General features: G+C 49.8%; 11 protein-coding genes. 5 read left to right on the forward strand and 6 right to left on the reverse strand.

All coding sequences use genetic code 11. The features are described 5' to 3' along the window. Window positions 1–12: 12 nt before the first annotated feature. The 3 genes from rplQ (at window position 13) to ACJJI1_RS10565 (ending at window position 1498) form a co-directional block, all read left to right on the forward strand. Entirely contained in the window at window positions 13–399 is a 387-nt protein-coding gene (gene rplQ, locus ACJJI1_RS10555; protein WP_108731671.1) for a 50S ribosomal protein L17, read from the forward strand. Between the two features lie 72 nt (window positions 400–471). After that, window positions 472–729, forward strand: a complete 258-nt coding sequence (locus ACJJI1_RS10560; protein ID WP_413664284.1) for a YeaC family protein — start codon at window positions 472–474, stop codon at window positions 727–729. A 133-nt stretch (window positions 730–862) separates the two neighbouring features. Then, a complete protein-coding gene (locus ACJJI1_RS10565) occupies window positions 863–1498 on the forward strand; it encodes a hypothetical protein (RefSeq protein ID WP_444892718.1) in 636 nt (211 codons plus the stop codon). A gap of 56 nt (window positions 1499–1554) precedes the next feature. Here the strand turns inward: ACJJI1_RS10565 and ACJJI1_RS10570 are convergent, their stop codons facing one another. The 6 genes from ACJJI1_RS10570 to uvrA form a co-directional block, all read right to left on the reverse strand. Then, entirely contained in the window at window positions 1555–3009 is a 1455-nt protein-coding gene (locus ACJJI1_RS10570; protein ID WP_444959277.1) for a pectin acetylesterase-family hydrolase, read from the reverse strand. A gap of 360 nt (window positions 3010–3369) precedes the next feature. Then, window positions 3370–4347, reverse strand: coding sequence for a 5-oxoprolinase subunit C family protein (locus tag ACJJI1_RS10575; RefSeq protein WP_444959278.1), 978 nt, complete (start codon window positions 4345–4347; stop codon window positions 3370–3372). 12 nt (window positions 4348–4359) lie between these two features. Next, the gene (pxpB, locus tag ACJJI1_RS10580; RefSeq protein ID WP_444959279.1) at window positions 4360–5088 is read right to left on the reverse strand and encodes a 5-oxoprolinase subunit PxpB; all 729 of its coding nucleotides are present in this window, start codon (window positions 5086–5088) and stop codon (window positions 4360–4362) included. After that, complete coding sequence (pxpA, locus tag ACJJI1_RS10585; protein WP_444959280.1) at window positions 5085–5834, reverse strand: 5-oxoprolinase subunit PxpA; 750 nt, start codon at window positions 5832–5834, stop codon at window positions 5085–5087. Before pxpA ends, pxpB begins: the two co-directional genes overlap by 4 nt. Before the next feature lie 65 nt (window positions 5835–5899). Beyond that, the gene (locus ACJJI1_RS10590) at window positions 5900–6499 is read right to left on the reverse strand and encodes a hypothetical protein (RefSeq protein WP_444959281.1); all 600 of its coding nucleotides are present in this window, start codon (window positions 6497–6499) and stop codon (window positions 5900–5902) included. A gap of 88 nt (window positions 6500–6587) precedes the next feature. Further along, window positions 6588–9413 carry an excinuclease ABC subunit UvrA gene (gene uvrA, locus ACJJI1_RS10595; protein WP_444906484.1) on the reverse strand — a complete coding sequence of 942 codons (2826 nt, stop codon included), beginning with the start codon at window positions 9411–9413 and terminating at the stop codon, window positions 6588–6590. A 159-nt stretch (window positions 9414–9572) separates the two neighbouring features. Here uvrA and ACJJI1_RS10600 point away from each other — a divergent pair, with 159 nt between their 5' ends. Next, window positions 9573–10979: a mannose-1-phosphate guanylyltransferase/mannose-6-phosphate isomerase gene (locus ACJJI1_RS10600; protein ID WP_444959282.1), complete on the forward strand. Its 1407-nt coding sequence runs from the start codon at window positions 9573–9575 to the stop codon at window positions 10977–10979. Between the two features lie 90 nt (window positions 10980–11069). Next, window positions 11070–12221, forward strand: a complete 1152-nt coding sequence (locus tag ACJJI1_RS10605) for an MFS transporter (protein WP_444959283.1) — start codon at window positions 11070–11072, stop codon at window positions 12219–12221. Window positions 12222–12391 lie beyond the last annotated feature (170 nt).

Raw genomic sequence — 12391 nt, forward strand, 5'->3', positions numbered from 1 at the left:
AGGAATTGAGTCATGCGTCATCGCTATAGTGGCCGTAAATTCAGCCGCACGAGCGCTCACCGCAAGGCCATGTTCAAGAACATGAGCGCCTCTCTGGTGGAGCACGAACTGATCAAAACCACACTGGCCAAAGCCAAAGAACTGCGCCGCGTTGCCGAGCCGCTGATCACTCTGGCTAAGAAAGACAGTGTTGCTAACCGCCGTCTGGCTTTCGCTCGTATCCGTGATAAGGATGCTGTGCGCAAGCTGTTCGACGAGCTGGGTCCTCGTTACGAAGCCCGTCCTGGTGGTTACATCCGTATCATGAAGTGCGGTTTCCGCGCTGGTGATAAGGCGCCGATGGCATACGTTGAGCTGGTAGACCGTCCTCAAGTAGAAGACGAAGCTGCTGAAGCTTAAGCGTTATTAGCCATAGCGCTACGGAAGGCCGGTCTTTGACCGGCCTTTTTTTTGCCATAAGGAGATTTTTGTATGTCTTTTGAGCAACTGTTAAAGAGTTTGAATCCCGAGATTGTGGGCAGCTTAAAGCGAGCCATTGAACTTGGAAAATGGCCCAATGGTGTTGCGCTATCCCCTGAGCAACGCAGCCTCTGCGCAGAAGCGGTTTCCAATTGGGAGTCCGCAAACCTTCCGCGGGAGCAACAGGTAGGCTATGTGGCGCCGAAGACCAAGGATGAGCCCTGTGTAGGAAAAAAAGACGATGAGCAAGCTGTTAACTGGGTTGGCTAGCTAATCAGTCTGTAAGATATTGGCACTCTATTCATTGGTGAGGGCGTTATTTTCTTTCATGCTCTCCCAATTCTCTGCTTAGATAGTTACCGACAGACAAATACATAATTTCTAATTTGCTCGGTAACTAATTATGAAAAAGCTGATTTTGCTTGCCGGAGCAGTAACGCTCGCCGTTGTAGGGGTTGATCACTACGATATTGATGTGCGCTCAAGTGTGGCCAAGGTGCGCCAGATGATAGAGCCGCTAAAAGATGATAGTGAATTAGTAAAGAATATTTCTGACAGCATACCCTGGTCCCAGCTGGAACATGGGGAAGTCGAAGAGTTATTAAATCATCCTCGGGTTCAGGCTTATCTGGACCGCGAGAATGTTAAGCAGGCGCTCAAGGACTACTTTGCAGACCTGGGCAATCTCTCTGGTGAAGAGGCCTGGGATGCAATTGAAAAAATAGAGCGGGAATCGCGTATTACAGGCTATGAAGCGCTTTCAATGAAGTTGGCCTGGCTGGAAAAAAATAGCCTTAACCAGGCAGAGTTCACCCAAAGAGCTGAAGAGCTATTTAATATTTATCGGGATAAAGCGCAAACGGTGATCAGGGATTACGACCCTCATGTCGAGGTTCCGGGCTTTTCCACCTATAAGGATCTTGAGCGCTCGATCGTTGAGGAAGTTCAGCAGATGACGTCCTTTCCCGATGGTATGAGTAGACATGAATACTTACGCAAACGCCTTCAGGACGCCCGTGAGGCGGTATATGGCAGTTAGGCTTTCTATCATTCAGCGCTGCCAGCTAGTTACCGGCAGCGCTGGGGGCATTTTAATTACATAAACAAGCCGATCAGATCATAGAACCAGTTACTATTGTCCTCATAATCTGAAACCTCATCGGTTTCGTATGCCCGAATCATTCCTCCACCGTTATGATTGACGATGTTGTCGAGGAAATCTTTTAATTCAAGCCCGTGCTCGGCAATCTCACCATAGTTTAAATCGATAATGGTTGTGCAGTGGCTCTCGTTCAAGTTGCGGAACATCGGGAAGTAATAGCCCCAGTTACTAGTTTGATCCAGCAGTGGAATCAAATTTTCATGGGTATCTTTCTGCCAGCGCTGTCGCAATTTATTTAAACGGGAGTCTGCATCGGGATCATTATAAATATCCTCATAAAATCTCTCGTAGGAGTACGATGAAAAATTCCCGTCAGCAAGAAAGTGCGTAATACCCAATCGATCTGAGGGGAATTTATTGGAAAGCGCAGCATAAAGTGAGGCTAGCTGATTGGCTTCGAATCCCGGTGTTATGGCTTTTAACATAGTGATGGGGTTTTCCGAGCTTTCATCGCTATCGGCGGTATAGGTAGTCCAAGAGCGCAGCACTTCTTTATGTAGCGGTAATGAGGGATATTGGGTGCTGTCACTCCCGTCTAAAGGTGCCTGATAGAGAGGGCCCGAATCATCGAGGAGATAGCCATAATCGACATTCATATCCTCGCGCAATTTTGAATAATTAAACAGGGCACCAATACTGCCTGCACTACAACCCGCAGTGAGCATCTGCTTCGGTTTTTGCAAATTATTTTTCACCCAGGAAGTAACTGCCTGAACGTTGCGTAATCCATTGTGGTGCCAGATAAGGTCGGGGTTCTCGCCAGTAGTGTCCTCGTATATTTCAGTTTTATCGCCTACGTAGATATCCCCAGTGCAGTATGGAACGTAAACCATATTCCACTCGCCAGTTTTATACTGGTCGTAGGGATGATGTGTATAAATCAAAGGGGATACGCCAGCGGTAGTAAGATTCTCGAAATTTGTAAAATCTAACAAGTGCACATTGCTTAGGTAATCATCGGGAATGCCATTGGGGTTGCGAGCCCCGCGAATACCAGCTTGTCCTGAGCAGCTTTCATAGTCCCAGCATGCCCCACCACCCTCGAAATAGAAAATGGTGTTACTGGTATCTGGAACACGGTGAACAAAGAACTTATAGGGTGATCCATTCCCACACATGGCACCTGTACTGGTAGGTACATCAATTTTTTGCCAGGTGTTGTAGTCGCCAGGATCAAAATCATCATTAAAACTGGGATCATCCATAGTTAGTGGATACATCCCTTCAGCTTGCTGTGAGGTGACTGGTGCATCGGCATTGGGTGGATCAAACAAATGCTTTAGGGTAGTCCAGAAGTTGTAATCACCCGGTTCTGCATTTGCATGCGCTGTGATAAGTAGAGAACTCGCTAAGAGTATTGAAATAAAACCACGGAGAATTTTTATCATTATTAATCCCCTTAAGGTATTGTGTGTTTTCTCTTTGGAGTGTGCTTTGTTGATCCTGCAATAATTGTTTGGAGGTTATTTGCTCCCTATAGATAATCAACTTGCACGCTAGTCCAAATCGCTGTTTGGGTAAAACCCAATGAGGTTAGTTAATAATGATGTTTTGGTCTAGAAAGATATGAGGGGAAACTTGTCGGTCACAGGGTTTCTGTTATATTTCTTCTGTTTTTGCCCAAAAATATTCCATTTCAACTTTTATTAAAATTATTTTGTATATTTTGGCGTAATTTTTATTCCATACCTTATGGTGTTATTTTTGAGCACTAAATAGTTCTATATCTGATAGTGTTTATGCTTGTATTAAAGGGATAGTGCCTCCCTGTGATTAAGATTCAGGCTCTGTTGGAGTTTTTTAATTAGGTCTTGTTTCTTTTTGAAAATTTCGCGCGATTCTTCAATGCTTATTTCTTGAAATGTGATTTTGTTTTTTGGGGCTAGCTGGCCCAGGCGATGAAGTTCCGATTTTATAATATGGCCTATTCGGGGGTACCCGCCAATAGTCTGTCCCTCAATAAAGGAAATAATAGGATTGGCATCGGGTGGTACTTGAATACTGCCGGGATAGAGTCCTGCTGATGATAGTTGTGTCTTTCCGTTTGTAATTTTATGAATTGTAGAATTGTTTTTAGTGGATAGACGAATGCCCATACGATTGCTTTGGGTAGAAACCAGATAGGTTGAGCCGTAAAAGTATTCAATAAATTTCTTGGAAAATAAATTGCTCTCTGGTCCAGCCACTAGCCGTAGCTTTGAATTATGTGAGTAGTGAAGGTGAAACCTTTTATTTAGCACAGATTCTTTTGCGGTGTGGACTTCTTTAAAGTGGATGACTTCGTTAGATGTGATCGGTTTGCCACTATTTGCGCCAAATTTACTAATAATGTGAGTTGCAGAGCTACCTAAGATATTGGGTGCGTCTATCTTGGCAGAAATCGCAAGGTAGGTTCTTGCACCGGAAATAGCTTGAGCTATATCCAAAATATCACCAGGCTTAACCTTATAGGTTCGGAAATTATCAATTGACTCGTTATTTAAGGAGCCTCTGAATTGGCCTCCGGCTATAGCGATAGTGAGATTGCAGAGGAATTCGATTCTAGGGCCGAGCAGGGTGATCTCAAAGGTTGGGTGCCCTAACGGGTTTCCTAATAACAGATTGGCTATTTTCATCGATAGTGGGTCGGCAGCACCTCCCCATGGAATTCCACAGTGCATCATGCCTGGACGACCCAGGTCCTGAATACTTGTCTGTAGCCCTGCTCGAAGAAAGTGAATACCCATAGACCCTCCTTTTTAGGGTGAACTACTTTTAGTACTCTGCGAGAGTATATGAAACTGCTGAGAATCTATTGCATAAAATTCAATTTCATCTAAAGGTGCAGCGATAAATGGGGAGGGTTCCGCAGGTTGAAAAAGACTAAGGGGTGTCTGGCCAATAATTTGCCATCCCCCCGGTGTAGCTTGTGGGTAAATGCCCGTTTGTTCTCCACCTATCCCGACAGCACCTGCGGGAATTCTGGTTCGGGGAGTTTCTTTTCTTGGGCAATATAGCTTTGGGTCAAGTCCACCAAGGTATAAGAAGCCCGGAGTAAAGCCCAACATATGCACTAAGTAACGTTGTGCGGTATGTCGTTTGATGATTTCCTGTGGCGATAATTTGGTATGTTCTGATAATGCCTCAATGTCTGGAGAAAATCCTTCTTCGTAGCATACGGGAATACGCACTATACGTGGTCTACTGGTGAAGGGGGCAGGGTTGTTTAGAAAGTCCTCGGTAGTTTTACTGAGTAATTGGTATAAGGTTTTGTGATCCCATAGGGAAGGATTGAAAATAACAGTTAAGCACTGGTATGCAGGAATGATATCAACGATACCCGGATGCACTTCATTTAATAGAGCCGCTCTTAAACCGATAATTGTCCGGCTAAGAGCTTTGCATGGGTTGCCGGAAAAGCGTATATCTACTGCACAATCTCCGTTAATGGTAATAGCTAGTGGTATATGGGGGGCAGGGTGTGTCACCGAGCTATACTCACGCCGTTTGCATTGAGATGTTGATTAAGTTGTCTGGCGATACTGGGCGCTTGGGGATTATCGCCGTGGAGGCAGATGGTATCCACAGAGAATTGTAATTTGTCACCATGATAATCGTTAAATTCTAAGCCCTTTGCCAAGCAGATAGCCCGCTCTAAGCACTGTTCTGTCTCAGCAATAACAGCACCCGCCATTGAGCGTGGAGCTAGTTGGTTTTTGCTGAGGTATTGCCTGTCCATAAATCCTTCGCGAATAAATGTTTTATTTCGTTTGGCAGCAGCGAACTGCATGGCAGCGTTGGCTAACCCAATAATTTTCAGTGAAGGATATTCTTTGTCGAGTAGGGTAATAATACTTTTAGCGAGTTCTCTGTTTGACTCCGTATCATTGTAGAGAGCGCCGTGTAGTTTAATATGGTCTAGCCTTGCTCCTAGGCTGCGCGCGATATTTTCTAGTTGGTTTACCTGTGTGCAAAGAGAGTCGAGTAATTTATTTTGAGGGATAACTAGAGATTTGCGGCCAAAATTTTCCCAGTCGGGGTAGCTGGGGTGCGCGCCAATTTTTAAGCTGTTTTTTACGGCATTTTCGATTGATCTACCCATGATCTCGGGGGTGCCAGCGTGGCCGCCGCAAGCTATATTGCAGCGGGAAATAAACGGCATGATTTGGGCGTCCCTGTCACAGCTGCGCAAATCAGCACCTTCACCCAGGTCGCAGTTGATATCAATGTTCACTGTGGCATCCTGCCTATTTTAAATTTGAAGTGGCTTAAGCGCTTAAAACCTGCCTAGCAAGGCAGTTAATTGTTAGGGCACTGATTTACTTCCATAGAGATTTTTTTTGAGTTTGATTCATAGCAATTTCCCAGTGGAGAACAGAAGCAGGCGGAAATAGAAAGGTTCCACCTCTCTTTATCAACTTTTTCCCACAGTTCAGAAGTTGTAGCGCCACGACTTAAAGAATAGAAAGGATACTTCGACTGTGCGGGAATGATAACTTCGTTGATCTCTGATGAGATTTGAAACCCCTCATCAAGGGAAGGGTGATGATTTTTAAGACTGCTATTGTATTTACCCATCATCATTTCATACTCCTTCTGGCAGCAGGCTTGTAAAAAAGCATGGGTACTTGAGTAATCTGTATTTTTATATTTGAAGCTAACGGACTTTAGGATGGCGGGTCCGGACCCGGCATTGCGAAAGTTAAAGGTGATTAGGTTTCGATTACTTTCCTCGTCATAGTTCTCATGGCTGAACTGGATAACCGGCATTGTCATTATTTTGACTTGTTGATTGGCGGCTCTGGCTTGTAAATAGGTGGCATAAAAGGATGCCAGAGAAATCATAATTGCACTTACCGCGATCACTAAATTTAAGCGGTCGCGATTGAATAACTTCATATCTTGTCGCACCTATCTACTGGTTATTTTTAAGTGAGCTGAGTAAGAAAGGATGCCAATCTATAGGTTGGCATCCTTTCTTGTTCAATCAGTTCAGCATGGTTTTAAGAAAACGCCCGGTATGGGAAATGTCCATTTCTGCAACATCCTCAGGTGTCCCCGTGGCAATAATTTGTCCGCCACCAGAGCCACCCTCCGGGCCCAGGTCTACAATCCAGTCTGCAGTTTTGATCACGTCCAGATTGTGTTCGATCACTACGATGGTATTGCCGTGATCGCGCAGGCGATGGAGAACATCCAGCAGTAATTGGATATCGGCAAAGTGCAGGCCGGTAGTCGGTTCGTCGAGGATGTACAGGGTTTGCCCAGTGTCTCGTTTGGATAGCTCGCGGGAGAGTTTTACCCGTTGGGCTTCACCACCTGAGAGAGTGGTGGCAGCCTGGCCTAGCTTGATATATGAGAGGCCGACATCCATTAGGGTTTGCAACTTCTTCGCGATTGCGGGCACAGGGTCAAAGAATTCCCGTGCATCTTCCACGGTCATTTCCAATACTTCGTGGATATTCTTGCCCTTGTAGTGTACCTCCAGGGTCTCGCGGTTGTAGCGCTTGCCGTGACAGGTATCACAGGGTACATAGACATCCGGCAAAAAGTGCATTTCTACCTTAATCACCCCGTCGCCCTGGCAGGCTTCACAGCGCCCACCCTTGACGTTAAAGCTGAAGCGTCCAGGTTTATAGCCCCGTGAGCGGGCTTCCTGGGTGCCAGCAAACAAGTCGCGAATTGGGGTAAAAATACCGGTATAGGTTGCCGGGTTTGAGCGAGGAGTGCGCCCGATAGGACTCTGATCAATATCCACGCATTTGTCGAAGTGCTCCAGACCGTGCACCTCTTTATAGGGAGAGGCCTTAAGGGTTGTTGCTTTGTTAAGTGCAGTGGCGGCAAGTGGATAGAGGGTTGTATTAATCAGGGTGGACTTACCAGAGCCGGATACACCGGTTACACAGGTAAATAATCCTACTGGGATCTCCAGATCGACGTCCTGTAAATTATTTCCACTGGCCCCTTCGAGGCGCAACAAATAGTCCGGGTCGGGTACGTAGCGTTCTTCCGGTACGGCAATTTTCTTTTTGCCGGAGAGGTACTGACCGGTTAGGGATTTCTTGCATTTGGTAATTTTATCGGCGGTACCCGCTGCCACGACTTCTCCACCATGGACTCCGGCACCGGGGCCAATATCGACGATAAAGTCGGCACTGCGAATGGCATCCTCATCGTGCTCCACCACAATAACCGTGTTGCCGATATCGCGCAGGTGGGTAAGGGTGTTGAGCAGGCGCTCGTTGTCCCGCTGGTGTAGGCCGATAGAGGGCTCGTCGAGAATATACATTACGCCCACGAGGCCGGCGCCGATCTGGCTGGCGAGGCGAATGCGCTGTGCTTCGCCGCCGGAGAGGGTTTCTGCACTGCGGTTTAGGGTTAGGTAATTCAGGCCGACATCGACGAGGAAGCGGAATCGATCGCGAAGCTCTTTGAGAATCTTATCGGCAATCTCTTTCTGGGCGCCTTTAAAAGCCAGCTCATGGTCGAAATACTCGAACGCATCGCCTACAGGCAGCTCAGTAATTTGCGCCAGGGTGCGGTTATCCACAAAGACATGACGGGCCTCGCGGCGCAGGCGGGTACCGTGGCACTCTGGGCATTTTTGTGTACTCAGATACTTGGCTAACTCCTCCCGTACCGATTGGGACTCGGTATCCCGATAGCGGCGTTGGAAATTGGGGATAATGCCCTCGAAGGTGTGCTGGCGCACGGTGACATCGCCGCGATCATTGACGTAGCTGAAGTCTATCTCTTCGTCGCCACTGCCCTGCAGGATAACCTTGCGGTGGGCTTTGCGTAATTTTTTCCAGGGCTTACCCAGATCGAAACCGTAGTGCTCGGCGAGGGAGTCGAGCATGTGGTAATAGTAAATGTTGCGTCTGTCCCAACCGCGAATGGCGCCCTCGGAAATACTGCTTTCCGAATCGATAATTACCTTGTCTTCATCGAAGAACTGTTTGACGCCCAGGCCGTCACAGCTGGGGCAGGCACCTGCGGGGTTGTTGAAGGAGAACAGGCGCGGTTCCAGCTCATCCAGTGAGTAATCACAGACGGGGCAGGCGTGGCGGGCAGAGAAGAGGCGATCTTCCTGGTCTCCATCCATAAAACTGATGGAGGCGATACCGTCGGTGAGATTCAGGGCAGTTTCGAAGGATTCCGCCAAACGCAGTTGCAGGTCCTCACGCACCTTAAAGCGGTCTACCACCACCTCAATGGTGTGCTTGCGGCGCTTATCCAGCTTGGGGGTGTCGTCCAGGTCGCAGATAACCCCGTCGATCCGTGCCCGCACAAACCCGTCCCGGCGCAGTTGTTCAAACACGTGCTGGTGCTCACCTTTTCGATCGCGAACTACCGGCGCCAGCAACATAATTTTGCTGCCTTCCGGTAAAGCCAGTACCTGATCCACCATCTGGCTGATCGTCTGGGCTTGCAGGGGTTCGTCGTGCTCGGGGCAGCGGGGTTCTCCAACCCGGGCAAACAGCAGCCGCAGGTAGTCATAGATCTCTGTGATGGTGCCCACAGTGGAGCGGGGGTTGTGAGAGGTGGACTTCTGCTCGATTGAAATAGCCGGTGATAGCCCCTCGACGGTATCCACATCCGGCTTTTCCATCATCGACAGGAATTGACGGGCGTAGGTGGAGAGTGATTCCACGTAGCGGCGCTGCCCCTCTGCGTAGAGGGTGTCAAAGGCCAGGGAAGATTTGCCGGAACCTGACAGGCCGGTGATAACGATCAGTTTATCGCGGGGAATGTCCAGATCGATATTCTTCAGGTTGTGGGTGCGAGCACCCCTTACATAAATCGTGTCCACGCTCTACCTATATGCTGCTAATACTGGGCCGGGCCTCGGACTTGCTCCGCGCGGGGCGATCACAACTGCGGTGCCGGAAAAACAGTCAAGTATAAACTCGCCACCTGATGTGCGAAAATTGTCTTTCGCAATACCCGACATTCAGGCAGATAGCATTCGATGATTCCTGTGATTCTCTGTGGTGGCACTGGCTCGCGCCTGTGGCCACTCTCTCGCGAGGCCTACCCTAAACAGTTCTTACCCCTTATCGGTGGTGAAACGATGTTACAGGCAACCGTAAGGCGCCTGGAGGGCATTGAGCCATTACAGGCGCCGATCCTGGTATGCAATGAAGAGCATCGTTTTGCCGCTGCCGAGCAATTGCAGGAAACCGGCCACGGTGCCCAGTCCATTTTGCTGGAGCCCTGCGCGCGGAATACTGCACCGGCTATTGCCCTGGCTGCCCTGGCAGCACTGGAGTCAGGAGCTGACCCTTTGCTGCTGGTATTACCGGCAGACCACGCCGTTTCCGACGAGGCAAATTTTCAGGAGTCTGTAGAGTCGGCCCGAGCCCTGGCTGAGCAGGGGCATCTGGTCACCTTTGGTATTGTGCCGACCCGGGTGGAGACCGGCTACGGCTACATTCGGCGCGGGGATAAATTGGCGGAAACTGCTTGGAAAGTGGCGGAGTTTGTCGAAAAGCCGGACACTGAAACCGCTGAATCTTACCTGGCATCCGGGGATTACTCCTGGAACAGTGGCATGTTCCTGTTCCGCGCCTCCCGCTATCTGGAGGAGTTGGAGCGTTACCGTGCAGATGTTCTCGCAGCCTGTCGCAGTGCTTATCAGAGTGCCGCGAGGGATCTGGATTTTACCCGGGTGGATAGAGAGGCTTTTGCAGCCTGCGCAGATGAGTCTGTGGATTATGCAGTAATGGAGCCGACAGAGTCCGCTGCAGTTGTACCTATGGATGCAGGTTGGAGCGATGTGGGCTCCTGGCAGGGGCTGTGGGAGTTGGCAAAACGCGATGCCAATGACAATTTGCTCCAGGGTGATGTATTGCAAGAAGACTCCCAGCGCTGCCTGGTGCGTGGTGAGAGCCGCTTGGTCAGCCTTCTCGGTGTATCCGACCTGGTGGTTGTCGATACTGATGACGCGCTTCTGATCGCTGACCGGCAACGGGTCCAGGAAGTCAAAAAACTGGTCAATAACCTCAAGAGCACTGGCCGCAGTGAGGCCCAAAGGCACCGCAAGGTATATAGGCCCTGGGGCTACTACGACTCGATTGATGCGGGTCCACGCTTTCAGGTGAAGCGTATTGTGGTGAAGCCGGGCCAGCAGCTATCCCTGCAGATGCATCACCATCGCGCTGAACACTGGGTTGTGGTGCAGGGAACTGCGAAGGTTACCCGGGGTGAAGAAGAGGTCCTGATCACCGAGAACCAATCGACTTATATCCCCCTGGGGGTGGTCCACCGTTTGGAGAACCCCGGTACGATTCCCTTGGAGCTGATCGAGGTGCAATCCGGCAGTTATCTCGGGGAGGATGACATTGTCCGCCTCGATGATGAGTACGGTCGTAACTAGTTGTGGATAAAAGTTGTGCTGTTTCCCCTACAGCCGGGAGGCGGCTCACTGTACAATGCGCGCCCTATTTGATGCTGTTCCGGGATTTGCATGAATTCCATTGAGCGCCGCGCCCTGGGTGGGCTGGCTTCCCTGTATGTCTTTCGTATGCTGGGCCTGTTTATGGTCTTGCCGGTTCTCACTGTGTACGGCGAGGGCTATCGCGATAGCACGCCCATGCTGCTGGGGCTGGCAATGGGTGCCTATGGCTTGAGTCAGGCGGTACTCCAAATTCCTCTGGGGCTCCTGTCCGATCGCTGGGGGCGCAAGCCGGTTATTTATACCGGCCTTGCACTGTTTGCCCTGGGCAGTGTCATCGCTGCACTGACGGATTCGGTTTACGGCCTTATTGTGGGGCGGGTACTGCAGGGTTGTGGTGCCATTGCCGCGGCTGTGATGGCGCTGGTCGCCGACTTAACCCGCGATGAAAAGCGCGGTATTGCGATGGCGATTATCGGAGCGTCTATTGGTGTCGCATTTATGCTGGCGGTGATCCTGGGGCCGGCGCTGGCCGGTGTGGGCGGCTTGCCGGCAATTTTCTGGGTCACTGCTGGATTAGCACTGCTGGGTGGATTATTGGTTTGGCGCTTGGTGCCAACTCCGGGGGCGGCTAAGCGGCCGGCAGTTTATGGTAGTGGTTTTCGTACGGTAGTTAAAAGCGGTCTTGTTTGGCGCTTGGTTTCTGGGGCCTTTTTCTCCCACTTGTTGCTCACTGCATTGTTCGTCGCCCTGCCATTGGTGCTAGTCGATAGATTGGATTGGCCGGCGAGCGAGCACTGGAAATTGTATGGACCACTCATGCTCGGCACCTTCCTGCTGATGTTGCCAATGATGAGGGCGGCAGAGAAAAGTGATCGGGTGCCTTTTGCGCTTAATTTTGCTTGTTTAGCTTTGATCGGTGGCAGTGCGGCCTTGTTGTCTGTAAGCACCTGGATGCTGGTAGTCTTGCTGGCAGTGTTCTTCACCGGTTTCAACCTGCTTGAAGCCCTGCTGCCGGCGCAGCTAACCAGGAAGGCTCCGGCGGAAGCGAGGGGCGCAGCTACGGGGCTCTACGCGACTTTACAGTTCTTTGGCACCTTTGTCGGCGGTAGCCTGGGTGGCCTGCTGTTCGGTCTGGGGGGCGCTTCCGCAGTTGCTGCTCTGGGTTTGGTGGTGCTGCTGCTATGGATGTTGCTGTGGTGGGGTTTGCGCGAGAGAGCGTGAAGGTAGCGCTTACTAACATTGAGCCGCTATTGTATCCTACTGGATAAAAATACAATATTTACCGATGTTGCAATGCAACACTGACGGTATTTCATAACACTTGATAGATTAATTGATTGTTTAAATAGTTTATTGCCCCGGGTGGAGCCCGGGTTGACGAGAGGAGAGGG

Source organism: Microbulbifer maximicatervae (SeqCode), assembly GCF_052467065.1.

What these genes read in the sequence shown, in the direction of transcription:
- ACJJI1_RS10605 (WP_444959283.1), top strand. Translation starts at nt 11,070, where the DNA reads ATGAATTCCATTGAGCGCCGCGCCCTGGGTGGGCTGGCTTCCCTGTAT.
- ACJJI1_RS10590 (WP_444959281.1), bottom strand. Translation starts at nt 6,499, where the DNA reads ATGAAGTTATTCAATCGCGACCGCTTAAATTTAGTGATCGCGGTAAGT.
- ACJJI1_RS10570 (WP_444959277.1), bottom strand. Translation starts at nt 3,009, where the DNA reads ATGATAAAAATTCTCCGTGGTTTTATTTCAATACTCTTAGCGAGTTCT.
- ACJJI1_RS10565 (WP_444892718.1), top strand. Translation starts at nt 863, where the DNA reads ATGAAAAAGCTGATTTTGCTTGCCGGAGCAGTAACGCTCGCCGTTGTA.
- ACJJI1_RS10560 (WP_413664284.1), top strand. Translation starts at nt 472, where the DNA reads ATGTCTTTTGAGCAACTGTTAAAGAGTTTGAATCCCGAGATTGTGGGC.
- rplQ (WP_108731671.1), top strand. Translation starts at nt 13, where the DNA reads ATGCGTCATCGCTATAGTGGCCGTAAATTCAGCCGCACGAGCGCTCAC.
- ACJJI1_RS10600 (WP_444959282.1), top strand. Translation starts at nt 9,573, where the DNA reads ATGATTCCTGTGATTCTCTGTGGTGGCACTGGCTCGCGCCTGTGGCCA.
- ACJJI1_RS10575 (WP_444959278.1), bottom strand. Translation starts at nt 4,347, where the DNA reads ATGGGTATTCACTTTCTTCGAGCAGGGCTACAGACAAGTATTCAGGAC.